This window comes from Brasilonema sennae CENA114 (genome assembly GCF_006968745.1).
In the GTDB taxonomy this organism is placed as follows: domain Bacteria; phylum Cyanobacteriota; class Cyanobacteriia; order Cyanobacteriales; family Nostocaceae; genus Brasilonema; species Brasilonema sennae.
In genome coordinates this window covers 4,940,389-4,964,774 of record NZ_CP030118.1, presented here as the reverse complement: position 1 = coordinate 4,964,774, position 24,386 = coordinate 4,940,389, and the positions used below count along the sequence as shown (strand labels likewise).

Sequence of the window (24,386 nt, the reverse complement as noted above, 5' to 3'; positions counted from 1 at the left end):
ATATACAGTTGTACCAAATTTAGATTCTTAACTTTGCTTCATTTTAATTTCGCCGATTCACCAGGGTAGCGCTAGCCTGATCAACTGGCATAAGGACAACTTCGTTGATATTTACATGGCTTGGTCGCGTAACGCAGAAAAAGACGACATCAGCAACATCATCTGGAGTCAGAGGCTTGACTCCTTGGTAAACTTTGTTGGCGCGATCGCTATCGCCATGAAAACGTACATCGCTAAATTCTGTTTCCACCATACCAGGGTCAACAGAACTGACGCGGATAGGGGTTCCTAACAGGTCTTGTTTCAAACCTTCGGAAATAGCTCTGACAGCGGCTTTGGTGCCACAATAGACGTTACCACTGGGATATGTCTGATGTCCGGCTATGGAACCAATATTGACGACATGACCGCGATCGCGTTTCACCATTCCAGGCACAACATAGCGCGTCAGGTACAGCAAACCCTTGATATTGGTATCAATCATTTCTTCCCAGTCTTGGAAGTCGCCTTCGTGGAGTTTGTCTAAACCGCGACTCAGACCAGCGTTGTTGATTAAGATGTCTATTTCAGACCAGGAGGGGGGTAGGGTTGAGATAGCAGATTCTACAGCAGTGCGATCGCGCACATCCAGTTGTACCAAATGAATGTCAGTTGTAAAGTTTTTGCTGACTTCATCTGCTAACTCCTGCAACCGCTCCAACCGTCGTGCGGCTAAAATAAGTTTTGCACCTGCATTTGCGAATACTTTGGCACAAGCAGCACCGATACCACTGCTTGCACCAGTGATCAAAACAATTTGATTTTGAATAGAAAGCATTTTAGTCATTAGTCATTAGTCATTAGTCATTAGTCATTAGTCATTAGTAAATGACCAATGACTAAATAATTAGATAATTAGTTTTTGACAACCTGTATGCGCTGAGTGATCATCACCATACCGTCTCCGCGCATGATCACAGCAGAAACCCATTGACTACCAGGGACAGATGGTGCGCGTCCAACTTTAAAAATTCCACCAGATGAGAGTAATTCTAAATCCACAGGTGTGGCAGTCAGCAATTTCTCTGGTTTAATAGGTTCTTCCAACGCTGTTCCTAATAGATACTCATCACCAAGAGGTTCTTGGACAATCGCGTCAACATTAAACTGCTGACCAACTTTTACCTGCTGTGGTAATTTGAAATCTACTTTAGGTGGCTTGGCACCGGAAGTCAATTGAGTGCGTTCAGCCAAAATGTCTTGGCGGGTAATTTTGCCTCCTGCAATCTGCTGGCGGGACCTAATTGTCGCATTGAATGCCGCGTTTTCACTCCTGGTAGAGGGAACACCAGTTATATTAGTCACTGTTTCGGCGACAAAACCATTACCTTGAGATTTCCAAGATTCTACCTGGGTAGTATATTTCAATTGGGGGTATCGCTGCCAAAATGCAGCTAAAGCTTTCTCCATATTCTGACGAGTTAAGCCATCTCCATTAACGAAGTTGGGACTGTAGAACTGCATGACGCCTTTGATATTCTTCTGACTTGCGGCTGCATCAATTTGCGCCAATAAGTTTTTGACTTGAGAGGGTGCATTTTGAGAGGCGCTACTGGGTTGGGGAGCCAGTACTGCAGGAGGATCTCCCGACCTAGGGCTCTGGCGTCCGGGTTGCCCGGCTTGTACCAACTGCTGTGGTGTAGTGGCTTGAGCAGTTTTCCAACTTGTGAATAAACTTAGTGTAAGCAAAGAAAAAACTAGTAAGCGAGTAGGTTGCAGCATTGTTTGACGTTTGTGTAAAAAGGAAGCAAAATTTGGCATGAGTTAAGTAGTAAAAAAGTAAATGGCAACTTGACGACTAAGGAAGTGGAAATTGTTTTATTGTAGGTTAAGCTAAGCGCTAACAGGGTGGAGGGTGATGGTAGAAACTCCTATACGGTTACTAATAGCTGCTAGTGGAACGGGCGGACATGTGTTTCCGGCGATCGCACTAGCTGAGCACTTGAGGGATTATCAAATCGAATGGCTTGGTGTCCCCAATCGATTAGAAACTCAGCTTGTTCCCAAACAGTATCGATTGAATACTATTGGAGTTGAAGGTTTTCAGCAAGGTTTTGGAATTTCTTCACTTCGCGTTTTGGGAAAACTGATTGGTTCAATTTTAGAGGTCAGGAAACTTTTACGACAAGGAAACTTTCAGGGAGTGTTCACCACAGGTGGTTACATTGCTGGACCGGCTGTTATTGCAGCGCGTTCCTTGGGTTTACCTGTCATTCTCCACGAAGCCAACGCCTTACCAGGTAAAGTGACTCGCTTTTTAGGACCTTGGTGTAGTGCAGTGGCGGTGGGTTTTGAAGTCGCTTCTGAGCACTTGCCTCGCGTCAAAACAATTTACACTAGTACTCCGGTGCGTTCTCAATTTTTGTCAGAAGAAATTGAAGCATCCTTGGATCTCCCGATTCCTAAAGACGTTCCTGTGATCGTTGTCTTTGGTGGTAGCCAGGGAGCAGTTGCGATCAATAAGCTGGTGCGACAGTCTGCCAATGCTTGGTTTGATGCTGGTGCTTGGGTTGTGCATTTGACAGGCGATAATGATCCTGAGGCTGAAACTTTGAAACATCCTCAGTATATTTCCTTACCATTTTATGATAACATGGCTGCGTTGCTACGACGAGCAAATTTAGCAATTACTCGTTCTGGAGCAGGTAGTTTAACGGAGATGGCGGTGTGCGGAACACCAGCAATTTTGATTCCGTACCCATTTGCAGCAGAAGACCATCAAACTTACAATGCAAAAGTTTTTACTTCAGTTGGTGCGGCGAGTCTGTTTAAGCAATCAGAATTGACGGTCCAGGTGTTGCAAAGTCAGGTTTTGAAGTTGTTGCAGCATCCGGAAGAACTGCGAAAGATGAGGGAGGCGGCGAAGGCGATCGCAGTTCCTGATAGTGCAGAAAAATTAGCAAAGTTAGTGCGTGAGGTGGTGGAAATGTAGGCAAAACCTCATAGATGCCAAAAACCCAACAGACCAATTACTTAACTTGGGATGAACTATGTAGAAACAATCAATCATCAACTAAAACCCGCATCTTCCCGTAGTCCACTGGTGGTGGATTTATTTGCTGGTTGCGGTGGATTATCTGTTGGGTTTGAAGCACAGGGATTTGCTACTCACGGGTTTGAAAAGAATGCTGATTCCTGTGCTACCTATAGAAAAAATTTAAAGGGAAACTGTACTCAAATTCTTCTCACACCTGAGACAGAATTACCATTAGCTAAAGTATTAATAGGTGGACCACCTTGTCAGCCTTTCAGTGTGGGAGGAAAACAAAAAGGTTTACAAGATTCACGAGACGGATTTCCAATTTTTATTAGTGCAGTCAAAAGGCTTTGTCCCGAAATTTGGTTGTTTGAAAATGTTCGCGGACTTCTTTATAAAAACAAGTGGTACTTAGACGAAATCGTTCAAACATTCCAAGATTTAGGCTTTATAGTAGAATGGAGATTATTAAATGCCGTTGACTTTGGTGTTCCTCAAAATCGAGAACGTCTTATAGTAGTAGGACACAAAGGCAACTTCAAATTTCCGAAACTATTCGAGAAGAAAATTAGTGCAGGCGAAGCTTTAGGAGAACTTGCTTTCTTGGCTCCAGAAGAATCGAAATTTTTGACACCTAGCATGGATGAATATGTCGCAAAATATGAAAAAGCATCGTTTTGCAAACGTCCCCGCGACCTTCATTTAGATAAACCAGCAAGAACTTTGACCTGTAGAAACTTAGCTGCTGCAACAGGTGATATGCACAGAATTAAACTACCATGTGGTAGGCGGCGACGTTTGTTTATAACAGAAGCTGCCAGATTACAAAGCTTTCCAGATTGGTTTGAATTTGTAGGAACACAAACAAGTTGTTTTAATCAACTCGGTAATGCAGTACCACCATTGTTTGCATTTCATCTAGCTGGAAGTGTTAGAGATTATTTGCAATCTGATTGCAGATTGTCTCCAAGCGAGATAGAACAACGTCAATCAGTGATACCTATATAGTTATCGCTACCATTATAATACCAATTATATAGAAATCCTGTTTTAATTTTGAATAAATTCCCTACGTTCCAAGGGTGGCAAAATCAAAGGTAGTGTGTCGAATCAACCATTCAAACATCAACTTTAAATGGGAGAATGAATCAATGCACAGAAACGTCAAACCCGTGTTTGAGCGTGTAATCAAATATTTATAGCTGTTGAACTCACATTAATATAAGTAAGTCGGTGAGAAAAATTCCATGTATATGAAGAAATGTAAATTGTCTGTAGGGTGTGTTATGCCGTAGGCTAACGCACCCTGAATTCTTGGCGGTGCGTTGCGCTGCGCGACAACACACCCTACATTTAAATTTCTTAACATAGCTTGAAATATTAGCGCCGACTTACTTATGTAGGGGTTAGTTGGAAAAGTTTTGACCTTTAACCTGCTACATTTAGCGTGCCTTTAATTTTTTGTAACACAACCATCAGATAAGGTTTTATGAATACATCAATCAATGAAACACGAGTGATTCTAATTGGCGGCTCCTCTCATGTAGGCAAATCGACCCTTGGCCGATCTTTTGCGACGCAGCTAGATTGGAGTTATCGTTCTACGGATAAACTCGCTCGCCATCCGGGACGTCCTTGGGTGGGTGCAAATGGAAAAGCTATTCCAGAGCATGTAGCAGAACATTATAGAACTCGGTCTATCGAGGCTCTTTTTTTAGATGTATTGTCACATTATGAGAAAAATGTGTTACCGCAGGTCGAGTCTATTGTTCATTCTCATGCGTTTGATTTATCAACGGAATGCCTTATACTTGAAGGCTCTGCGTTATGGCCAGAATTTGTAGCAAATTTAGTTTGCAAAAATGCTGTTAAAGCGATTTGGCTTACGGCTAGCGACCAACTCTTGGGAAACCGAATCAAGCGTGAAAGTAATTTTTCTAATGTAGGTGAAGATGAAAAGCACCTAATTCAAAAGTTTTTAGACCGTACCCTATTCTACAATAAACGCATGAGGGAGACGGTTGAACGTCTTGGATTTATATGTATTGATGTAGAATCTGTGTCAATGGCAGAGGCAAACTTGTGTCTTTAATGTTTAGTAGCTCACAAAGTTTTTCCACAAGTGTGATCGCAAACCTGTTGCAGTTCTAGCTCTTTGGTGCAATGGGGAGTTGGGTGTATTTGTGTTCGCACCAGCCCCTATAGTTAAAGAAATATTTATAAATTAACTGTCAAACAAATGTCTGAACAAAAGCCGCTCAGTCCTTGGAAATACAAACCGTGGTGGTGTCAACCTTGGTCTATTCTTCTCACAGGTGTGACGCTGATGGGTGGTAGCTGGGTCATATTTAAGATAGTCTGGTTGACTATTCTTGTTTCCGTGCCTGTACTGACATGGATGGGTTTCTTTTTGATAATTTGGCCTCAGCTTATGATCCGTAGTGGGGTTTTGGAGTCGTATGAGGATCAGGCTTGAATATCAAGCCGCCTACGGTAGGTTTGTGGGTGTAGCCACAGGCGATAACCCTGTGGCTATTTGCAAGTACTCTAATTCACAACTTGAGCGCCATGACTGCGGGGATCATCTTGAGTATTTGTTGGCGCGACTGGTGCATTGAATTGCGAAACTCTGCCGTTTGCTTGAGCATAAGGCAAAGGCGAAGCAGCAATTAAGGCTTCTAAGTTACTTGACATAATAGTCCGGGGTTGATCACCAATAGCTTGGGCGACTGTTTCGCCTTTTTGATCTAGATACACAAAATGAGGAATACCATCCACCCGATATTTCAACATCTCTGGCAGCCACTTGGTATTATCCACATTCAGCATGACAAAATTTACCTTGCCAGCATACTGCTGTTCTAGTTTCCCGATATCTGGTGCCATTTTTTGGCAAACAGTACACCAATCAGCATAAAACTCTACAAACGATGGCTTACCATTGGTTAAAGCAACATCAAAAGGTGTAGACTGCTTATCTAGCTGAGACAAAGTTGCAGAGGTTGTCTCAGTTCTCAGCCCCAAAATTAAGGCAACGCTGAGGGCGATCGCCACGATTGCGATTAAGAAATTCCTCAAGCGCGTCCCAAACTTGGATTCTGATGTTTCTTTTGAATGAACAGGTGAATCGTTACTCATAATAGATTTTTATTAAAACTTATTAAGTACTATAGCAATCCTATCTGATAGGGAACGCTTAAGAGTGAACAGTGAACAGTGAACAGTGAACAAGGGGTGGACGAGTCCGTTTCCTGCCTGATAACTGGTAACTGATAACTGATAACTGGTAAAATATGCTTGGGAAACCCCCGATATGAAACTGTGAAAAAACGAGTCACACTGACTTTCCCCAAACGTGTCGTCCAAATGCCAGTCACTTATCGATTGGCAAGAGATTTCAACGTTGCTGCAAATATTATTCGCGCTCAGGTTGCACCAAATCAAATCGGTAAACTGGTGGTGGAACTCTCGGGAGATATTGATGAGTTGGATGCAGCGATTGAGTGGATGCGATCGCAAAACATCACTGTATCTCAAGCTTTAGGAGAAATCACCATTGATGAAGATTCCTGCGTCCACTGTGGCTTGTGTACAGGAGTTTGCCCAACACAAGCTCTCAATCTTGATCCCGAAAGTTATAAACTGACGTTTACGCGATCGCGCTGCATTGTCTGCGAACAATGTATTCCCACTTGTCCGGTGCAGGCAATTTCGACCAATCTGTGAAGAACACACAGGACAGAGAACGTTTTTCCCAGTCTAATTAGCATTCACCAGCCGCACCTAAGCAAAGATAGCTTTGCCATCAAAGCGCAATAAAGCTGATCTGACACTCGGTGCTAGGGATTTGAAGATTTCAGCCGTGTTACGGGGAATTGGGACTTTGGAGAACATGATTATAGCAAATAGATTGCCTGAAGGCAACAAACCACCAAAACCCAATACAGATTTGATGCCAAAGGGAATTACAAATGATTCTTGGGCAGGAATATAGGGGCTGCCTAGTGCTACAGGCACATGAAAGACGTTAAGCTTTTTCTCCTCAGACCCTACCATAAGTTGGCGAGAAGATCCGATGACCATACTCACATCTAAGCCGAACTGTTTGAGTAGTTGCGAAATCATGGGAAACTGTGCAACCACATCTTCACTGACTAAAGGGATAACTTTATGTCCGAGGGAAGTGTGTCTTGAGTTCCATTCTGGTTTGTCGCCAATTGTTGCCAGCATAGTCAAGCACTTCATGCTCAAATATGGAATATAGCCCAACTGACTACAGACGGACTGCCTCAATTCTGCATCAAGATCTTCATAAGAATGTGTCTTAAAACACCGAATGAGAGCGCAGGCTGGAGCACCAGTTTCCTCATCAATTAGAGACTCGTAGAAATACTGAACAATTCTGTTACTGGCAGACTCCATACTTTCTACCCCTAAACCGAGTTGGCACAGATCTAACCCACATTCAACCATGTCCGTAAATGTGAAGTTCGTGAGATTACGCATCTAAACTATCTCCCTAAGCAAGAAAATTAACCTTGCTTTAGCATAGTTATAAATTTTTCCGTCCACCTACTTAGCACTAGATACATCAGTAAAAATGATACGCTGTAAGACAGCCGATAAATCCAGTTGTGTAAGAGGAGAAGTTGGGCAATTCCTCAAAGCCAGCAGGATGGATACATCAAATGACCAACAAAGGGGTGTAGGGGTATGGGGGTGTAAGGGTGTAGGGGAGCCACTGCCCTTCGGGTTCGCAGTCGCCTACGGAGGGAGACCCTCCTGCAGCGCTGTCTCACCGTGGGCGGGTTTCCCGACAGCCCGGCATGTGGCGTGGGGAAGAGAGGGTTTTCCTTGTGGTACACCCCTGCCCCGGAGCAAAACTGGGTAAGGCTCCCACCAATTACTCCCCCTACACCCTTATACCCTTACCCACGCCAGATACCTAGGTCGGGAAACCCTCCTTCAGTACTGGCTCCCCTACACCCCTAGTTTTTGACGATAGTTTATGACATTTGTATTAAGTGATAAAAATATTTTCAACTACTTAGTTGAGCATAGACTCTGTACTCAGTTAGAGTCAGATCTGTATCAAGTTGAACCGATAAGAGCAAAAAACTTTAACTTATTACTGACTTTGCCAGAAAGTCGGAAACTACTGATTAAGCAAGAACGACACAATAAAGAAGGCAAAACACTGGGCGAGTTTTTGAGTGAATGGCGAATTCAAGAGTTTTTACAAAAATTTCCAGAACTTAGCTACCTTCGAGCTTGGATGCCAGAGGCGCTTCATTTTGAGGCGGAATATTCCATTATTGTTTTCAGCTACTTGGATGAGTATCGGGATTTAGCAGATTTCTACGACAAGGAGAATGTTTTCCCAACTGAAATTGGCGAGGCGATCGCCACCATTCTCGCCACCATCCATCGAGCCACTTTCAACCGCCAAGAGTATCAGGAATTCTTCTCGGCAAAACCTACTAATAATCTCAGCCCTGCTCATGTGCCTAACTGGGTTCGTAGTATAGAACGGATAGGACCAGAAATTTTTGGTATAGTTCCTGCAGATGGGCTGAAATTCTTTAAGCTTTATCAGCGATACTCAAGCTTAGGGCAAGCAATGAGAGAACTTGCCGATGTTTTCCAACCCTGTTGCCTGACTCACAATGATCTCAAACTCAACAACATTCTCTTACACAATAATTGGGAGCAAGAATGGGAGCAAGAAAGTCCCAACATTATACGGCTGATTGATTGGGAGCGCTCTTGTTGGGGAGATCCTGCCTTTGATTTGGGAACGCTGATTGCCAGCTACCTGCAAATCTGGCTGAGTAGCTTAGTCATCAGTAAGTCTTTGACTATCGAAGAATCTCTGCGTCTGGCTATGACACCCCTAGAACAGCTTCAACCTTCCATTGCTGCTCTGACTAGCGCTTATTTCGATAACTTCCCGGAGATTTTAGAGCATCGTCCCAATTTCTTAATGCAAGTCGTGCAATTTGCTGGTTTGGCATTAATTCAACAGATTCAAGCAATGATTCAGTACGAAAAATCCTTTGGCAATAAAGGGATTTGTATGCTTCAGGTTGCCAAGAGTTTGTTATGTCGTCCGGAACAATCCTTGGCGACTGTTTTCGGAACTGCCTCTAAACTTCTCGTTCCCTGGCTCAGCCAGGGAATGCGCTACTAGGAGGCTCTGCCTCCGGTACTTAGGTTGAGGCAGAGCCTCTTGGCTGGCATTTCCAGCCTGAGGCTGGAAACGAGTTTATCAGGGGTATCACCCCACACGAATTGAAACCTCACCCTCGCTTTTTGCTACGCAAAAATCTTTCCCTCTGCGAACTCGCGGAGAGGGATGTCCGTGAGGACAGGGTGAGGTTTTCTGAAAAGATTGATGTTTAATCGCGACGAAACTATATGCAACTAGAAAATTCTTCTCAAACTCAACAGCCAGATTCTGCTTCACAACACCTGCTCGATACTTTGCAAGATATCGTCAGCAATGTGCAAATCCACTCCAACTTCTCTATTAGCCATCCAAATTACAAACCTTTGGAATTACCAGATGAGGTAGTCGCCCGCTTCCAGCGAATGCCTGCGGATATTCAGAAGAAGTATTTTAGCTTGCAACTGCGCTCGTTTCTCTACGGTATCTATTACAACGGTTCTATGCGAGCAACTCTGGCATCAGACGCCGATTCAGCGGGTTTGGCACTCCAGCAGGATTTAGAAAATAACACCCGGCTTGGAGTAGATATAGCATTTTACGAACGATTGCACTCGTCCAATCAAGGCAGCGGCTATTTTGACTCAGGTTGGTGTGTGGTGAGGCAAGAAAGTGATGGCACTTTTGCTGTAACCAAAAATGGTTTAACTTTACACGTTCAACCAGAGAAGCATCTGCAACTCGCCGAAAAATCTGCCGCTGTAGGTGAGTTGGTAGCTATCCGAATGCCGAAAAATTTTGTGCAAAACGGGTTCTACATGGCAGTGAGCAATGCAGGACCACGAAGTTATGGTCATTCAAACCGCGAGCCAGAAATCGTGCGAATTTACTTCAATTTCAGCCCAGAAGGTGCGGTGGCGGTTATGGGCAGTCTGACGCGCGAGTTGAACGATATTTTAATTTCCTTTACCTTTAAAGTGCTATACAACCCAGGTGAATACAAGCGCTATGACTCAGGAGTCCTGTATTTCGAGAAGAGTAACTATGAAGCCGTTCGGCAGGTGCTTGAGAGTGTCTACGCACAAACAAAAGCGCATTTTCACACAGATATCCCCCTCTTCACCAAGTTTCTGGCACCAGGGCTTGGTTTAGCAGAGGAACCAGACCGCAAATTTGCAGAACAAGAAAGCTTTGGGATGAACCGCTGCCAAATTATTGCCAATGGTTTGTTGGAAGCTTGGCATTCGCTCGATGACTCCCCAGAGGGGCGGATGACTTCTATCCTCAAGCAATTCTCACAAATGGGAATTGAATTGCTGCGTTCCTACCTGAATGCTAACTCTGTGGACATATATACACAGTTGAAAATGTGACGGAAGTTACCCCATATGGTAGAAATACTTTGTAGAAAGGATTTGATAATAGTAATTAAGAATACATTGAAAAACATTCAAATCATGAAAAACACAGATAAGAACATCACAAATAACATCAAAAATGATGTCCCAGTCGCCGGAACTGACTTTTTTGCCGATTCTGAAGACTTTTTGAATGAACTGACTGATAGTGAATTGGTTCAAGTAAGAGGAGGAAATAGCGGGCTGAGCGTAGTGACCTGTGATCGGAATGGGACTAATGGTCAGAGCGGTCTAAGCCTAGTGCTTTGTGACTAAAACTCTTTTGGTCTATTTTCATCATAGAGGAAGTTACAGCAAACTCTATGATGAAATTCAAAGTTTCAACTTAATTAAATATTTTTTACAGAAACTCAATTTTCAGCTAAAAAAGGTTGTTTGTGACAATTCATCTCAAATTTAAAAACTTATTTTCTTACTTGATAAGTGTTGGTATATGCAAAAAAGATGACTTAGACGATCTGAAAGTTGATGTTAATAGCAAGAGTTTTGATTGGGTAATCGATATCCCCCAAAATCAGGAGAAGCTATTTGTTAAGCAGACACCTGATTATAAAAGCCTCGATCACGATGTTAGGATTGAGAAAGAGTGGAAGCTTTATAATTTTTTGCAGTCTCACAAAAATTTAGATTATGCTTCCTCATTAACTCCAGAAGTCCTGCATTTTGATGAAAGCAATTCGATACTAATATACAAATGCCCAAATGATTCTATTACCTTACAAAGTTTTTATGAAAATCAAGAAGCTTTTCCAATTGCGCTTGCAGAATTGCTAGGAACAACTTTAGCAAAGCTACATTCACAGACGATGAGTTTTCAGGAGTGCCACACTTTTCTGACTGAACTGGAAGAATCCAAACTTAACTACCAACTTCCTTATCCTGATTCTCTTTCTGATTATCTTATCAGCCGGATTGAACCTGAGAGTTTAAAGAAGACTCAAGCTGTTTCCTGGAGATTTCTTGGTATTTTTCAACAATCTGACGCTGTGAGGGAAATTGTTACAGAACTGGTGTTGAATCATCGCCACTGCTGTTTAACACACAATAATATTCAATTTCATAAGATTTTCATACCTAGGCACTGGGAGAAGTTAGAATCGGAAATTCAGGATACTGATAAAAGCCTAATTAAGATTATTGATTGGGAAGCATGTAGTTGGGGCGATCCAGCTTGCGATTTAGGAAAAGCAATTCTTGGCTATTTCCTCTTCTGGCTCAACAGTATGATTGTGCATCCTGCGATTGATATCAAAAAATCTATACAGCTAGCTACAATCCCTCTAGAAGTTGTTCGTCCTTCAATTGTCGCCATCACAAAAGCTTATATTAATACTTACCCAAAGATTTTAGAAGATTATCCGGACTTTCTCAAGCGGGTTGTTCAGTTTGCTGGACTTGGTTTGATTTATCAACTCCTAGCAGAATTTCAACTTCAGCCGGAGATTGCTTTAAGTCACCAAGGGCTATATTTTTTCATTGCGACACAATTACTGTGCAAGCCAGAGAAGTTTTTGTCAATTTAACGGGAGCATCCCAAGTGTGTAAGTTATATCTTAGTTGTCATTGCTAACAGAATGACAAACATATTTTTGCAAAACTCAGATCTTGCACCATTCTCAAGTTCGCCCCACAGTCCGCCTTGAACTTAAGTTCAAGGCTCATAGCCCAAGTCCATTGAAATGGACTGAAATTCTTACTCAGTCTTCTTTAGAAGACTTTAGCTGTTAGCCTGGGGTTTAAACCCCAGGCGGGTAATGCGACTGGTGCAAGATCTGAGAAAATTGAAAAACTCCCTGATTCAATACCCTGTCAAGAAAAAAATGTAAGAGAATCTATTATGCAATTACCACCTACTTTAGAGGAGACTTTACACGATATTGCTAACAACATTCAAATAGAATTCTCCGAATTCCGTATCAGTCATTCTCACTATCCTCCTATAGAAACTCCTGCTGCTACTGTGGCACAACTGCAAAAAATGCCTCAGGAAATCCAATATAAATATTTCAATTCTCAGTTATTAAAATTTATATGTAGCATTTACTTTGAAGGTTCGCGTACAACAGAAGTCAGCCCAGGAGTTAAGACAAATGAACAAATTCTACAAGAAATAGATTCCCAAGGAATAGACTGGGAATTTTATGAACAACTGGACGAAAACAATTATGGAGGAGGTTTTTTTCATCCAGGATACCGCATCATTAGACAGGAAGCTGATGGTAGCCTAGCCGCAGAATTTGATACTTTGATTCAACACATCCAGCGAGAACGTCATCTTCCTTTAGCCTTGCAATCAGCTAGTGTAAATGATCCAGTAGCAGTATTGTTACCTTCTAGCTATATTCATGGAAATAGGTATAGAGCAAATGGCGATGGCATAGGTGGTTTACCGCCTATGAAATTTCACAGTGAGGGAATAAATGTTTACTTCAACTTCAGTCCGGAACCTGCTGTTTGGGCTATGAAATATTTAACGACAAAATTGAATGAAGTTAAAGTCCCTTTTGCCTTCGAGGTATTACACAACCCTTTGAACTACAGGTTGTATAACTCAGGATTTCTCAAGTTTCCTTATAACCCAGATGAGTCTTACCGATACAAAGAAATTCTTTTGCCAGTCTTACAGACGATTTATGCAGAAAATAAATCTCACTTTCGGGAGCAGGTTCCCATATTTACCAAGGTTCTCGCACCTGGTATTGGGTTAGCCGAACATCCTGCTTCTGAACTGAAGTTTGGACTTCAACAACAGTTTGGAGAAAACCGCTGCGAAATTGTTGCTAATGCAATGCTAGAAGCTCATCAAAACGGTGATGAATCAAAACAAGCTCGGATGAAATATATTAACCAACACTTTGAGCGGTTGGGGCTTGACATCGAGCGTCCTTATCTCAATCCTAACTCGGAAGATATTTACACACCATTGGAGTGAATTCCTCGGAACCCTCCGGGAACGCCCGTCGCCTGCGGAGGAGCCAGTACTTGATGAGGGTCTCCCTCCGTAGGATAAGAGCGTTGGAAACCCTCCCGCAGCGCTGGTCTCACCTCACCCTGCCCTATCGGGCATCCCTCTCCTTGCTAAGGAGAGGGAAAGATTTTAGCGTAGCTAAAAGCGAGGGTGAGGTGAAAGGCGAGATGTGTGTACACCGTCGCCTTGCTAAGGGGAGCCAGTGCGTTGCGGAGCCAGTGCTGCAGGAGGGTTTCCCTCCGTAGGATAAGAGCGTTGGGGTTCCCAAGGCACGTTTTCGGGGGAAGCTTCCCCCGAAAAGCTGCCGCCCCGTTGTAGCACCTCGCGTGAGGGTGCGCGGTAGCGCGGGTGGGGTATCTGTTGCAAAGAAAGCGACTTCACTTTTTGACAAAGAATCTCTATGATATGACTGGCGTCATTTGACATAAAATAATTAAGCAGGTTTCCCATGCCCACTGTAGCAATTGTCTACTTTTCCGGTACTGGTCATACTCACCTTATGGCTCAAGCTATTGCTGAAGGTGCAAGCAAAGTTGAAGGTACCACTGTTGAGGTTTTGCGGATTGTTGGCGAGCAGATTGTCAATGGCCGTTGGAAGGATGATGCAACAATAGAAAAGCTTAATAATGCTGATGCGATTGTGTTTGGTTCACCAACCTACATGGGTGGTGTTGCAGCTCAACTCAAGGCATTTATTGATGCAGCTAGCGGAATTTGGTTTAAACACGGATGGAAAGACAAAATTGCTGCTGGGTTTACGCACTCTAGTTCTCCCAGTGGCGATAAGCAGGGAACACTCTTATACTTAGCAACAAACGCCGCTCAACACGGTATGATTTGGGTAAACGTGGGAGACTTGTCAAGCTTTTTGTTTGGTAAGGATGATGGAATTAACCGACTTGGTTCATTTTTAGGCGTGATGGGTCAAAGTCAACTTGATATGAGTGGTAAGGAAGCAGAAATAGATGCGGGCGATCGCCTCACCTCAGAACGCTTTGGACAACGCATCGCAGAAATAACAAAACGTTGGGTTAGGTAGAATTGATACAAACAGAGCAAGACTGCTAAGAGTCCTGCTCTATTTTTCAATTCAGTTTAAAAACATCTGCCAGTACACCACCATCTCCTACCAATCTATTCTTTGCCGGAGAATCATAAACTGCCAGTAGTGAAGGTACCCCAGTTATTTCATGAAATAAAGTGATTCCCTCAGCGTGTTCGTCTCTATTTCCATATGGGATATCAAGCACAAACTCTGGATAATTGAGAACATTTTCTTGTAAATCAGCGCCATTCTTCACACGATAAACTTGCACAGGTCCATCCAAATCCATTGTTGGTCCTGCTAAAATCAACAAGTCTTCACCATCTAAAAATAAATCCCGAATTCCTAAACCATTCAAGAAGAGAAAATGCTTCTTGTATCCCTTGCCATCAGCCGTAATATTCTTCAGTCTCAGGAGTCCTGGACCAGAGTTTTCTAACTCTATTTCCAAAATAATAGCCCAACCTCGTAACACAGGTCCACGCAAACCTAGAAAAATTCGGTTTTTACAAACGGCTACCCCTTCCATATCAAAACCATTATCCTTACCCGGAATTGTCGCCTTTACAAAAAAGCCCAAATGTGGATCATCTGCCAAAGCTTCCATAAGTAAGTTACCCTGTTGTGTTACCTCAAGTTTGGCAGCACTTAATTGTACATCAGGATTTTTTGGATGTTCACAGAATGGGAATAATTCACCATCGACTAAAGGAATACGTCCTATGATATAGCGGTTTGGTTCTGATGCGATTTTTGCAAGTCTTTTAATATTTTTATCATCCGAAAATTCAGCTTTAGGTTTTTTGCGTTTGTAGCTGTGAGAACCAATGAACCACAGGTAATAGTCAGCATATGCCAAACCTTCAATATCAATTTCTTCTTCCTCTGGTGCAGGTAAACTGATAAAGCTTGCTACGTGGAATTGTTTATGTTCTGCAAAGTTGGTTGTATCTATAAAAGATAGCCTTTCAATAGTTGAGGTTTCATCCGACCCCAACCATAAGTGCTTCTCAGGTGTGAGCAGCAATGCTGAAAGGTCGTTTCGATGTTCTTTAAAACCATCAGTAAAAGTCAGTAAAAGTTGATTAATTCGAGGTGAGTAGTCCATTGTATATACTCCTGACGATATTTTTTGATTTTTGTTTTTTATGAAACTGAATTTTTAAGTCTTTTATACTATAGATGGCTTAAAGTTACTTAAAAAAATAATTTTTATTAAAAAAAATAAAATTAAAATTTTACAAAACATAGATGGACTTTTCAAAAAATGCTACCATTCAAGAACTTCATTTAGTTAAGTGCTATTATCTAAGGGGTGTCTCAATCAGTATGACATTAGCGACAAAATCAAAAATAAAAACTCTAGGAAACTACGCTTACTCAGCAATTAAAAAACATAGTAAGAAAACTTTAGAATGGGAAACACAAGTCAAGAAAGATAAAGATCCAGAAGCATTGCATCAGATGCGAGTGGGGATGCGCCGACTACGCACAGCTGTCACAAGGTTTTCCCCGGCTGTAGATTTGCCAAAATCAGCTAGTGATAAAAATATCGGTAAAATTGCACGTCGTTTGGGTAACCTCCGGGATTTAGACGTGCTAAAAGAAAGTTTGGAAAATCTTGAGCAATCACATTTACCCCGCAAAGAACAACGATCGCTGCAAACAGCAATGGAAGCTTTAAGCAAACAACGTGAAGAGGCTGTCGTAGAGGTAAAGTCAACATTCAAAAACAATCATTACAAATCTCTTAAACAGAGATTGAAAGAGTGGTTAGACAATCCATTCTATCAACCATTAGCATATTTGCCAATTCAGCAGGTGCTACCAGATTTACTTTTACCAGAAGTTAGTACATTTTTACTGCATCCAGGTTGGCTGATTGGAACACAATTAGAAGGACGAGTAGAAAAAGCTGAAGCGGAAATTATTATACCTAGAAGCTGGAAAGCCGAGAAGGTAGAAGAAGAATTAGCAACAAATGGTGAAGTTCTTCATGATTTGCGCAAACAAGCCAAACGCCTACGCTACCAGATGGAGTTATTTACTGACTTATACGGCGAGTCTTATGCTAATTGTATTGCAGAAGTGAAGAGTATCCAAGAGATATTGGGAGCAATGCAAGATAGCGCGGTTTTAGCTGAGTGGCTTGCAGATGTGTTCAACTCAGAAATAGATTCTAAACTTCCAACTCTTGCTTCAATGTTCGCCCAAAATCGTTATGAACTGTGGCAGCAATGGCAACCCTTACAGCAGCGGTATCTGAAAGCTGAGACAAGACAAAGATTTCATTTAACAATACTACAGCCTGTGTAAGTTTATTTGTTCTAGCCCAGTTCTGGTTTGTTGTTGTGGCTGGCAAATAAGTTGAGGAGTGTCACAATAAGAAATGTAAAACCTTAATTAAGCTTTTAATCTCAAGACATGAAACGTATCGTCTTAATTGCTGGGTTTGAATCATTCAACGCCGACTTGTATCGGAAGGCAGCTTTTTTGGCGACTTCTCGTGTCAGTGAGTTGGATATTTGTGTGTTTAGCGATCGCGACATCACCACCAAACGAACTGAAGTAGAAGCAGCACTAAAAAATGCTGATGTGTTTTTTGGCAGCTTGTTGTTTGATTATGATCAAGTGCTGTGGTTGCGTGATCGCATCTCCCATATCCCCATCCGCCTCGTGTTCGAGTCAGCTTTGGAATTGCTGAGTTTAACCAAGTTGGGCGCTTTCGCCATTGGCGATAAACCCAAAGGAATGCCTAAACCAGTTAAATTTATTTTAGATAAATTCAGCAACGGACGAGAAGAAGATAAACTCGCAGGTTATATTAGCTTTTTAAAAGTAGGACCAAAACTATTGAAATATGTGCCAGTCCAAAAAGTCCAAGACTTACGCAACTGGCTAATTATATATGGTTACTGGAATGCTGGTGGACCAGAAAACGTTGCTGCTTTATTCTGGACATTGGCAGAAAAATATTTAAGTCTGAAGGTAGGCGAAATTCCCCCGCCAGTCGAAACCCCGAATATGGGGTTGTTACATCCCGACTATCAAGGATTTTTTGAATCACCACGGGCATACCTGGAATGGTATCAAAAATTTTGTAGAGAACGCCACATCGCTCAACGCGGGAAACCCGCGCACGCGAGTGGCTCCGTTGCATCCGAAAGTTCAACAAACCCAACGCCGCACGTCAAGACAAAACCCGTTGTAGGAATTCTCCTCTATCGCAAACACGTTATCACTAAACAACCTTACATACCGCAACTCATTCGCAATTTTGAAGAAGCTGGTTTGATACCATTACCCATCTTTATTAATGGTGTAGAAGGTCATGTCGCAGTACGTGATTGGATGACAACTGACTACGAAACTCAGCAAAGACAATTAGGAAATGTAGAAATTGCCTCCCTTTCTCCAGAAGCAGTCAAGGTTGACGCCATTGTCTCTACCATTGGCTTTCCTCTTGTCGGTGGTCCGGCTGGTTCAATGGAAGCAGGAAGACAAGTTGATGTTGCAAAACGCATCCTTACTGCTAAGAACATACCATACATTGTCGCCGCACCACTGCTGATTCAAGATATTTCTTCTTGGACGCGCCAAGGTATTGGAGGATTACAGAGTGTTGTGTTATACGCTTTACCAGAATTGGATGGGGCGATCGACACCGTTCCCCTTGGTGGTTTGGTGGGAGAAGAAATTTATCTAGTTCCCGAACGGGTGCAGCGATTAATTGGGAGAGTGAAAAACTGGGTTGCTTTGCGGCAAAAATCTGTCTCTGAACGCAAGATTGCAATTATTTTGTATGGGTTCCCGCCTGGTTACGGTGCTGTGGGAACAGCTGCGTTGTTAAATGTACCAAGAAGTTTACTGAAGTTTCTTCAAGCATTGAAAGACCAAGGTTATACAGTTGGAGATTTACCGGAAGATGGAGAAGAGTTGATTCGCCAAGTTAAAGAAGCGGATGAACTTTCAGCCGAAGATAAGCAAGATGAGGAAAATATTGTTCCCTCATCAGTTAATGTCCGTACCTTGGAAAAATGGCTGGGATATCTCCGCACATCCAGGATTGAGAAACAATGGAAATCTCTGACGGGTACTGGAATTAAGACTTATGGCGATGAATTTCATATTGGCGGTGTTCAGTTAGGAAATGTTTGGATAGGTGTACAACCACCTTTGGGATTACAAGGTGATCCAATGCGGTTGATGTTTGAGAGGGATTTAACTCCTCATCCGCAGTACGCTGCTTTTTATAAATGGTTGCAAAATGAGTTTGACGCTGATGCTGTGGTTCATTTTGGAATGCACGGTACTGTAGAATGGTTGCCTGGTTCTCCTTTGGGGAATACGGGTTATTCTTGGTCTGATATTTTGTTGGGAGATTTGCCTAATCTATATATATATGCGGCGAATAATCCTTCGGAATCGATTTTGGCGAAGCGTCGCGGTTATGGGGTGTTGATTTCTCACAATGTCCCGCCTTATGGGCGTGCGGGTTTGTATAAGGAGTTGGTGACGTTGCGGGATTTGATTTCGGAGTACCGAGAGGATCCACAGAAGAATTATGCCCTCAAGGAAGCGATTTGTAAGAAGATTGTGGATACTGGTTTGGATGCTGATTGTCCGTTTGAGGATGCGAAGCGGTTGGGGATTGGGTTTACGCCTGAGAATGTTCGGATGTTTAGTGGTCATGCTTTTGATGATTATCTGGTGAAGTTGTACGAGTATTTGCAGGTTTTGGAAAATCGTCTGTTTTCTTCTGGGTTGCATGTTTTGGGAGAGGTTCCAAGTGAGGAGGAGTTGGCGGGGTATTTGGAGGCTTATTTTGGAAACGAACCGCAAAGACGCGAAGGACACGAAGAAGAAAGAAAAGAAGAGGAGAGGTTGATTCGTGAGTTGTTGATGCAGACGACTGATGAGTTGACGAATCTGGTGCGGGGTTTGAATGGGGAGTATATTCCGCCTGCGCCTGGTGGTGATTTGTTGCGGGATGGTGCGGGTGTTTTGCCTACGGGGAGAAATATTCATGCTTTAGATCCTTATCGTATGCCTTCGCCTGCGGCGTTTGCACGGGGACGGGAAATTGGTCAAAAGATTATTGCGCAGCATCTGCAAGAGAATGGGACGTATCCGGAGACTGTGGCGGTGATGTTATGGGGTTTGGATGCGATTAAAACTAAGGGGGAATCTCTTGGTATTCTGTTGGAGTTGGTTGGTGCGGAAGCTGTGAAGGAGGGGACGGGGCGAATTGTTCGTTATGAGTTGAAGCCTTTGGCTGAGGTGGGACATCCCCGGATTGATGTGTTGGGAAATTTGTCGGGGATTTTCCGAGATAGTTTTGTGAATGTTATTGAGTTGCTGGATGATTTGTTTGGGCGGGCGGCTGAGGCTGATGAACCGAAGGACCAGAATTTTATTAGGAAACATGCTTTGGCTTTGAAGGCGCAAGGGGTGGAGAATGTTTCGGCGAGGTTGTTTTCTAATCCTGCGGGTGATTTTGGTTCTTTGGTGAATGATCGTGTGGTTGATAGTAATTGGGAATCTGGGGATGAGTTGGGGGATACTTGGCAAGGTCGCAATGTGTTTAGTTATGGTAGGCAAGATAAAGGTCAAGCAAGACCAGAAGTACTGACTCAACTTTTACAAACAAGCGATCGCATTGTCCAAGAAATTGATTCTGTGGAATACGGTTTGACTGATATTCAAGAATATTATGCGAATACTGGTGGTTTGAAGAAAGCGGCGGAAAAACAACGCGGGAAAAAAGTAACAACTAGTTTTGTGGAAAGTTTCTCGAAGGATACGACTCCCCGAAATTTGGATGATTTGTTACGGATGGAGTATCGCAGCAAGTTGCTGAATCCCAAATGGGCGGAAGCGATGGCGAATCAGGGTTCGGGTGGTGCTTATGAGATTTCTCAACGCATGACGGCGTTGATTGGTTGGGGCGGTACTGCGGATTTTACTGATAATTGGGTATATGACCAAGCTGCTGATACTTATGCTTTAGATGCAGAGATGGCGGAGAAGTTGCGGAAGGCGAATCCGGAAGCTTTCCGTAATCTTGTGGGCAGGATGTTAGAAGCGCATGGGCGAGGTTTTTGGGAGGCGAGTGAGGATAAGTTGCAGAAGTTACGCGAGTTGTATGAGTTGACGGATGAGGAATTGGAAGGGGTGACGGTTTAGACGGGTAGCGTGGGTTTATATCTTCGCTAACTGTTATAACCCTCAGTTTGCCAGCATCGTACTACAAGCACAACAAGAAGACTGATGTTTGACCTAGTACTTGGTATCGCAAAGCTATAAGCTGCAAGACTCCGTGAGAAATAGCTTATTTATAATCTTGCAATTTTCTGTAAGGTCTATATGTTACACTTGACAAGTTTGGACGTGAGAGAAGAAAACCACAATCCTCCCCACCGCCCTACACTAAAAACCATCCAACAGGATGGAAGAAGCCCCCGTGGGGCATTCAGGGAGAAGTCCCGTTCATCATAATTTACCCAAAAACCATTCTTTCGCCAACCAACGCGATCGCCCAACTTACACTCTGTTTCATAATCCACCTTAGCGCCGCACTCCTGCCAAATGCGCTTTTGTACGCTAAAGCCAAAGTGTCTATCACTATATGTTACCCAAAGTTGGTCAATAGTGCGTAAGTCAGTGCAGGGAAAGTTATCAATGTCTTTCACATCTAGCCAGCCTTGCTTTTCTCTGCCAACTACTTTCAACATCACTCTAGCAGTTTCCTCATCCGCTTCTCGCCACTTCTTGTCTATGAGTAAATTTTCTAGGTTAGAGTAATCTGGTCCCTGCTTGCGAGAAGGGGTTGGCTGTGGGGTGCTTTCAAGCAATAATTTCACCCACTCTTGCATCGTCTGAGGACGGTCTTTTGCCTCTAACGCCATGCCTTGCAGAATTACCTGATTAACACCCTTGCTGAGACTGGGGACAAGTTTTTTTGGTGGTACTAATTCCTCGTCATCAAAGCGGTCAAAGGAATTGGTGGGGCGTTGCCCAGTTACAGCATAATACAGGGACGCAGCCAAACAATACACATCCACTGTTGGGTGACGAATACCTTTACGCACTAATTCATAAGGCGCAAATGCCTTATTACCAAAAGTTCTCGAAAGTGTACTAGGTGGAGACATATCCCCAGCAATACCAAAGTCAATCAGCACCGCTTTACAAGAGTTAGGAACTGCTGGCTCAAAACTGAGCATAATATTGGGAGGGGTGACATCGAGATGAAAGATACTTTTTTTATGTACTTCCACCAAGGCTACTCCTATTTGTCGGATGTATTTAACAGCTTGAGTTTCTGGTAATGCCCCTCGACTTTGTACAAACTGCCACAAACTCTCGCCTGGTATATATTGCATCACCAGACAAGAACGACCATCTTCCTCAAAGAAGTCGAAGACTTGCACAATATGAGGATGGGAGTCTGCACAACATTCTCCCAGCATTTGTGCTTCTTTTTTAAAGCGTTTAAGATACTTAAGATAGTCTGGATCGTTTTGGACACTTAAATTTGGTGTTTTGATGACGACTCGGCGATTAAGCTGAGTATGTATTGCTTGGTAGGTGACAGCGAAACCGCCGCCGCCCAACTGTCTTTCTATCTTGTATTTGCCGTTGTGTATGAGTTGCCCCTCGCCCCAGAACATAACCAAAGGTTTGTTGTTAACTATTATTGATTTTGACACGCCTTTTATGGGTGTGGTAGGTGCTACAGTTTGCCATAAGTACTTTATAACTACGCAATGTATCAGGGTACATCCGCAAGCATTGATGCTTTGGCGATTTCCTATCTTTTGGTATCAGTTAGTATCAGTCATAAAAGCAAAATTTTATCACTTTTTCTGCGGGAGACTGAGAGATGGTGTGGTGTCTTGTGTTGTCGAATTGGTGGGTGTAGCTGATGGTTTTGGAAACAATTTATCCCGTAAATTTATAGTGGCGTCTAATCCTGATATTATTCCTGCCAATAACCCCAACACAGTCAAAATCCCTATTATCCGTGCCCACAGAGGTTTTATCCAAAGTAGTTTCGGGAGAGAAAAACCTCTTGTTTGCAACCCCAATTCCTTTAACCAGTCCTCTACCGTCTGGCGACGTTGTTCTGGTTCTAGTTCCATTCCTTGGATTATGGCATTGTTAATGCGATCGCTAATTTTATTGTTCAATTCTTTGGGTTCAGCTAATCTTTTATTTTGGTCTTTCCTGTCTATCGCACTAACTGGCTGTTGTCCTGTCAATAACACATATAAAGTTGCAGCAAGAGAATAAATATCCGTCCAAGCACCGCGTCGCGCCTGCTGTCTGGTGGAGTTGGAGTACAGTTCAATCGGTGTAAATCCGTCAACTCTAGCACCGCGACTTGTTAACGGACTATCAAATCCTCTTGCTAAGTCAAAGTCTATCAAAACAGCTTGATACGTACCCGCCCGCACCATGATATTTTCTGGTTTGATATCCCGATGTAAGAATCCTTGTTTATGAACTTCGATAAGTGCTTGTCCAATTTGCTGAATGTAACCCAAAGCTTCTTTTTCTGGGAAAAATCCTCGGGTTCTGATAATGTTCGCTAAATTATCTCCTTGAATATACTCCATGACTATGCATGGTAAGTCCCCTTCCTTGAAGGACTCTATCATAAGGACAATATTGGGATGTTTACATCTTGCTAGTTTGGGGGCTTCATCTAGCAACCCTGATTCTAAGTAATTACGGTCTTCTAGAGAAAGTTGATTGAGTAAATCGGGATTTAGTGTTTTAATAACAGTTTCTTTTCCATCCCTATTTGTGGCAAGATAAGTAATGCCAATCCGTCCCCTTCCTAACTCTCGTTTTATTTCGTACTTATCGCGGTGTAATTTCTGTCCTGGTGCCCACGTCATTAGTTAATAGTTACAAAAGTTTGAACTTATTTTGGCACAGATATCCAGGAACCAGAAATTTGTCAATTTTGGAAAAACCTAACCTTCAACCGTAACCTCAAGCAACTGCATATCCTGTATGGGGACGAACATTAGCTGGATGAAATCCCAACACAATCTTATCTTTGGGAATTCCTGCAGCTACTAATTCATAGGTAACGCCATCTTCTGTATCGTCCCGTTGCACCCAAACCTTACCATCAATAATATCAATATGGACTAAACAACCGTGAATCCGCTTAACACCATCCCATCCTAAGGTAATGAGTAAATAGCTATCATTTTCACTATCGAAGACTGTTTTACACTGAATGTCTCCGTGCGAGTAAGGAATCTCTGTATATGGAACTAATACATCTTTAATAATAGGTCGATAAGTATCTAAGGTATCCATTGCACAATCGTCTCACTGTCAGGATTGAACACAAGGAGATAGAGATTTGCTGTCTCTATCAAAAGTTTACCAATTGGTTCCTCGAACAAAGCTGTAAATACATTGTCGCGCACCGCTAAATACAATGTCCTTTCAGGTTCAAGACGCCCAATAACAGCCCGGTACATGACAAATCCGCCAATAGCATCTTTTAAGTCTTGCATTTCTGAGGGACTCACAAAACTTTTAATTTCCACAGCTATCTTTTTATTTCCCTGTTCTGCGGCTAGTAGTTGTTGTGCTCCTAAATCCACATACATATCTTTCTGCCCCCATTTTAAATGCAAAGGGTCGTCTGTAATTGTCCAGCTGTCTTTAAGCAAAGCATTTTTGACAGCATCATGATAGATATCTCTTGCTGGCATATCAAAATTCATTTAAATGGACATTAATTT

General features: G+C 42.7%; 23 protein-coding genes. 13 read left to right on the top strand and 10 right to left on the bottom strand.

Annotated elements, in window-relative coordinates:
* Window positions 1-43: 43 nt before the first annotated feature.
* Together DP114_RS20820 and DP114_RS20815 are read right to left on the bottom strand one after the other, a co-directional pair.
* Window positions 44-817: an SDR family oxidoreductase gene (locus DP114_RS20820; RefSeq protein WP_169265921.1), complete on the bottom strand. Its 774-nt coding sequence runs from the start codon at window positions 815-817 to the stop codon at window positions 44-46.
* Window positions 818-894: 77 nt separating this feature from the next.
* Window positions 895-1,800, bottom strand: coding sequence for a nuclear transport factor 2 family protein (locus tag DP114_RS20815; RefSeq protein WP_169265904.1), 906 nt, complete (start codon window positions 1,798-1,800; stop codon window positions 895-897).
* A 97-nt stretch (window positions 1,801-1,897) separates the two neighbouring features.
* On the opposite strand from DP114_RS20815, the gene murG reads away from it, so the two are divergent.
* The 4 genes from murG (at window position 1,898) to DP114_RS20795 (ending at window position 5,492) form a co-directional block, all read left to right on the top strand.
* Window positions 1,898-2,971 carry an undecaprenyldiphospho-muramoylpentapeptide beta-N-acetylglucosaminyltransferase gene (gene murG, locus DP114_RS20810; protein WP_171977025.1) on the top strand — a complete coding sequence of 358 codons (1,074 nt, stop codon included), beginning with the start codon at window positions 1,898-1,900 and terminating at the stop codon, window positions 2,969-2,971.
* Between the two features lie 51 nt (window positions 2,972-3,022).
* Window positions 3,023-4,024: a DNA cytosine methyltransferase gene (locus tag DP114_RS20805; RefSeq protein ID WP_169265906.1), complete on the top strand. Its 1,002-nt coding sequence runs from the start codon at window positions 3,023-3,025 to the stop codon at window positions 4,022-4,024.
* 481 nt (window positions 4,025-4,505) lie between these two features.
* On the top strand, window positions 4,506-5,108 hold the full coding sequence (locus tag DP114_RS20800; protein WP_171977024.1) for a nucleoside/nucleotide kinase family protein: 603 nt from the start codon (window positions 4,506-4,508) through the stop codon (window positions 5,106-5,108).
* 147 nt (window positions 5,109-5,255) lie between these two features.
* Window positions 5,256-5,492: a DUF6737 family protein gene (locus DP114_RS20795; protein ID WP_169265908.1), complete on the top strand. Its 237-nt coding sequence runs from the start codon at window positions 5,256-5,258 to the stop codon at window positions 5,490-5,492.
* A 71-nt stretch (window positions 5,493-5,563) separates the two neighbouring features.
* Here DP114_RS20795 and DP114_RS20790 read toward each other — a convergent pair whose 3' ends face one another.
* Window positions 5,564-6,154 carry a thioredoxin family protein gene (locus DP114_RS20790; protein WP_171977023.1) on the bottom strand — a complete coding sequence of 197 codons (591 nt, stop codon included), beginning with the start codon at window positions 6,152-6,154 and terminating at the stop codon, window positions 5,564-5,566.
* A 183-nt stretch (window positions 6,155-6,337) separates the two neighbouring features.
* Here DP114_RS20790 and DP114_RS20785 point away from each other — a divergent pair, with 183 nt between their 5' ends.
* The gene (locus DP114_RS20785) at window positions 6,338-6,742 is read left to right on the top strand and encodes an NIL domain-containing protein (protein ID WP_169265910.1); all 405 of its coding nucleotides are present in this window, start codon (window positions 6,338-6,340) and stop codon (window positions 6,740-6,742) included.
* A gap of 57 nt (window positions 6,743-6,799) precedes the next feature.
* Here the strand turns inward: DP114_RS20785 and DP114_RS20780 are convergent, their stop codons facing one another.
* Window positions 6,800-7,522 carry a hypothetical protein gene (locus DP114_RS20780; protein ID WP_169265911.1) on the bottom strand — a complete coding sequence of 241 codons (723 nt, stop codon included), beginning with the start codon at window positions 7,520-7,522 and terminating at the stop codon, window positions 6,800-6,802.
* Between the two features lie 502 nt (window positions 7,523-8,024).
* On the opposite strand from DP114_RS20780, the gene DP114_RS20775 reads away from it, so the two are divergent.
* The 5 genes from DP114_RS20775 (at window position 8,025) to DP114_RS20755 (ending at window position 13,532) form a co-directional block, all read left to right on the top strand.
* Entirely contained in the window at window positions 8,025-9,206 is a 1,182-nt protein-coding gene (locus DP114_RS20775) for a phosphotransferase family protein (RefSeq protein WP_169265912.1), read from the top strand.
* Window positions 9,207-9,433: 227 nt separating this feature from the next.
* A complete protein-coding gene (locus DP114_RS20770) occupies window positions 9,434-10,555 on the top strand; it encodes a T3SS effector HopA1 family protein (protein ID WP_169264746.1) in 1,122 nt (373 codons plus the stop codon).
* Between the two features lie 15 nt (window positions 10,556-10,570).
* Window positions 10,571-10,855 (top strand): hypothetical protein, encoded by a 285-nt coding sequence (locus DP114_RS20765; protein WP_169264742.1) that lies wholly within the window; start codon window positions 10,571-10,573, stop codon window positions 10,853-10,855.
* Window positions 10,856-10,977: 122 nt separating this feature from the next.
* Window positions 10,978-12,123, top strand: coding sequence for a phosphotransferase family protein (locus tag DP114_RS20760; protein WP_169264745.1), 1,146 nt, complete (start codon window positions 10,978-10,980; stop codon window positions 12,121-12,123).
* Between the two features lie 314 nt (window positions 12,124-12,437).
* Complete coding sequence (locus DP114_RS20755; protein ID WP_169264744.1) at window positions 12,438-13,532, top strand: T3SS effector HopA1 family protein; 1,095 nt, start codon at window positions 12,438-12,440, stop codon at window positions 13,530-13,532.
* 225 nt (window positions 13,533-13,757) lie between these two features.
* On the opposite strand, the gene DP114_RS20750 is transcribed toward DP114_RS20755, so the two are convergent.
* Window positions 13,758-13,994 carry a hypothetical protein gene (locus tag DP114_RS20750; protein WP_171977022.1) on the bottom strand — a complete coding sequence of 79 codons (237 nt, stop codon included), beginning with the start codon at window positions 13,992-13,994 and terminating at the stop codon, window positions 13,758-13,760.
* A 22-nt stretch (window positions 13,995-14,016) separates the two neighbouring features.
* On the opposite strand from DP114_RS20750, the gene DP114_RS20745 reads away from it, so the two are divergent.
* On the top strand, window positions 14,017-14,607 hold the full coding sequence (locus DP114_RS20745; RefSeq protein WP_169263137.1) for a flavodoxin family protein: 591 nt from the start codon (window positions 14,017-14,019) through the stop codon (window positions 14,605-14,607).
* A gap of 46 nt (window positions 14,608-14,653) precedes the next feature.
* Here DP114_RS20745 and DP114_RS20740 read toward each other — a convergent pair whose 3' ends face one another.
* Window positions 14,654-15,721 (bottom strand): DUF3616 domain-containing protein, encoded by a 1,068-nt coding sequence (locus DP114_RS20740; protein ID WP_171977021.1) that lies wholly within the window; start codon window positions 15,719-15,721, stop codon window positions 14,654-14,656.
* A 221-nt stretch (window positions 15,722-15,942) separates the two neighbouring features.
* On the opposite strand from DP114_RS20740, the gene DP114_RS20735 reads away from it, so the two are divergent.
* Together DP114_RS20735 and bchH are read left to right on the top strand one after the other, a co-directional pair.
* Window positions 15,943-16,929, top strand: a complete 987-nt coding sequence (locus tag DP114_RS20735; RefSeq protein ID WP_169263135.1) for a CHAD domain-containing protein — start codon at window positions 15,943-15,945, stop codon at window positions 16,927-16,929.
* 108 nt (window positions 16,930-17,037) lie between these two features.
* A complete protein-coding gene (gene bchH, locus DP114_RS20730) occupies window positions 17,038-20,799 on the top strand; it encodes a magnesium chelatase subunit H (protein ID WP_171977020.1) in 3,762 nt (1,253 codons plus the stop codon).
* A 176-nt stretch (window positions 20,800-20,975) separates the two neighbouring features.
* Here the strand turns inward: bchH and DP114_RS20725 are convergent, their stop codons facing one another.
* From DP114_RS20725 to DP114_RS20710, 4 genes are all read right to left on the bottom strand, one after another.
* A complete protein-coding gene (locus tag DP114_RS20725) occupies window positions 20,976-22,325 on the bottom strand; it encodes a serine/threonine-protein kinase (protein ID WP_216669927.1) in 1,350 nt (449 codons plus the stop codon).
* A 147-nt stretch (window positions 22,326-22,472) separates the two neighbouring features.
* On the bottom strand, window positions 22,473-23,519 hold the full coding sequence (locus tag DP114_RS20720) for a serine/threonine protein kinase (RefSeq protein WP_171977019.1): 1,047 nt from the start codon (window positions 23,517-23,519) through the stop codon (window positions 22,473-22,475).
* A gap of 97 nt (window positions 23,520-23,616) precedes the next feature.
* On the bottom strand, window positions 23,617-23,952 hold the full coding sequence (locus tag DP114_RS20715; protein ID WP_171977018.1) for a XisI protein: 336 nt from the start codon (window positions 23,950-23,952) through the stop codon (window positions 23,617-23,619).
* Window positions 23,940-24,356, bottom strand: a complete 417-nt coding sequence (locus tag DP114_RS20710; protein WP_169263130.1) for a XisH family protein — start codon at window positions 24,354-24,356, stop codon at window positions 23,940-23,942. The genes DP114_RS20715 and DP114_RS20710 overlap by 13 nt, the downstream gene beginning before the upstream one ends.
* Window positions 24,357-24,386 lie beyond the last annotated feature (30 nt).

What these genes read in the sequence shown, in the direction of transcription:
- DP114_RS20820 (WP_169265921.1), bottom strand. Translation starts at nt 817, where the DNA reads ATGCTTTCTATTCAAAATCAAATTGTTTTGATCACTGGTGCAAGCAGT.
- DP114_RS20815 (WP_169265904.1), bottom strand. Translation starts at nt 1,800, where the DNA reads ATGCCAAATTTTGCTTCCTTTTTACACAAACGTCAAACAATGCTGCAA.
- murG (WP_171977025.1), top strand. Translation starts at nt 1,898, where the DNA reads ATGGTAGAAACTCCTATACGGTTACTAATAGCTGCTAGTGGAACGGGC.
- DP114_RS20805 (WP_169265906.1), top strand. Translation starts at nt 3,023, where the DNA reads ATGAACTATGTAGAAACAATCAATCATCAACTAAAACCCGCATCTTCC.
- DP114_RS20800 (WP_171977024.1), top strand. Translation starts at nt 4,506, where the DNA reads ATGAATACATCAATCAATGAAACACGAGTGATTCTAATTGGCGGCTCC.
- DP114_RS20795 (WP_169265908.1), top strand. Translation starts at nt 5,256, where the DNA reads ATGTCTGAACAAAAGCCGCTCAGTCCTTGGAAATACAAACCGTGGTGG.
- DP114_RS20790 (WP_171977023.1), bottom strand. Translation starts at nt 6,154, where the DNA reads ATGAGTAACGATTCACCTGTTCATTCAAAAGAAACATCAGAATCCAAG.
- DP114_RS20780 (WP_169265911.1), bottom strand. Translation starts at nt 7,522, where the DNA reads ATGCGTAATCTCACGAACTTCACATTTACGGACATGGTTGAATGTGGG.
- DP114_RS20775 (WP_169265912.1), top strand. Translation starts at nt 8,025, where the DNA reads ATGACATTTGTATTAAGTGATAAAAATATTTTCAACTACTTAGTTGAG.
- DP114_RS20770 (WP_169264746.1), top strand. Translation starts at nt 9,434, where the DNA reads ATGCAACTAGAAAATTCTTCTCAAACTCAACAGCCAGATTCTGCTTCA.
- DP114_RS20765 (WP_169264742.1), top strand. Translation starts at nt 10,571, where the DNA reads ATGGTAGAAATACTTTGTAGAAAGGATTTGATAATAGTAATTAAGAAT.
- DP114_RS20755 (WP_169264744.1), top strand. Translation starts at nt 12,438, where the DNA reads ATGCAATTACCACCTACTTTAGAGGAGACTTTACACGATATTGCTAAC.
- DP114_RS20750 (WP_171977022.1), bottom strand. Translation starts at nt 13,994, where the DNA reads ATGTCAAATGACGCCAGTCATATCATAGAGATTCTTTGTCAAAAAGTG.
- DP114_RS20745 (WP_169263137.1), top strand. Translation starts at nt 14,017, where the DNA reads ATGCCCACTGTAGCAATTGTCTACTTTTCCGGTACTGGTCATACTCAC.
- DP114_RS20740 (WP_171977021.1), bottom strand. Translation starts at nt 15,721, where the DNA reads ATGGACTACTCACCTCGAATTAATCAACTTTTACTGACTTTTACTGAT.
- DP114_RS20735 (WP_169263135.1), top strand. Translation starts at nt 15,943, where the DNA reads ATGACATTAGCGACAAAATCAAAAATAAAAACTCTAGGAAACTACGCT.
- bchH (WP_171977020.1), top strand. Translation starts at nt 17,038, where the DNA reads ATGAAACGTATCGTCTTAATTGCTGGGTTTGAATCATTCAACGCCGAC.
- DP114_RS20720 (WP_171977019.1), bottom strand. Translation starts at nt 23,519, where the DNA reads ATGACGTGGGCACCAGGACAGAAATTACACCGCGATAAGTACGAAATA.
- DP114_RS20715 (WP_171977018.1), bottom strand. Translation starts at nt 23,952, where the DNA reads ATGGATACCTTAGATACTTATCGACCTATTATTAAAGATGTATTAGTT.
- DP114_RS20710 (WP_169263130.1), bottom strand. Translation starts at nt 24,356, where the DNA reads ATGCCAGCAAGAGATATCTATCATGATGCTGTCAAAAATGCTTTGCTT.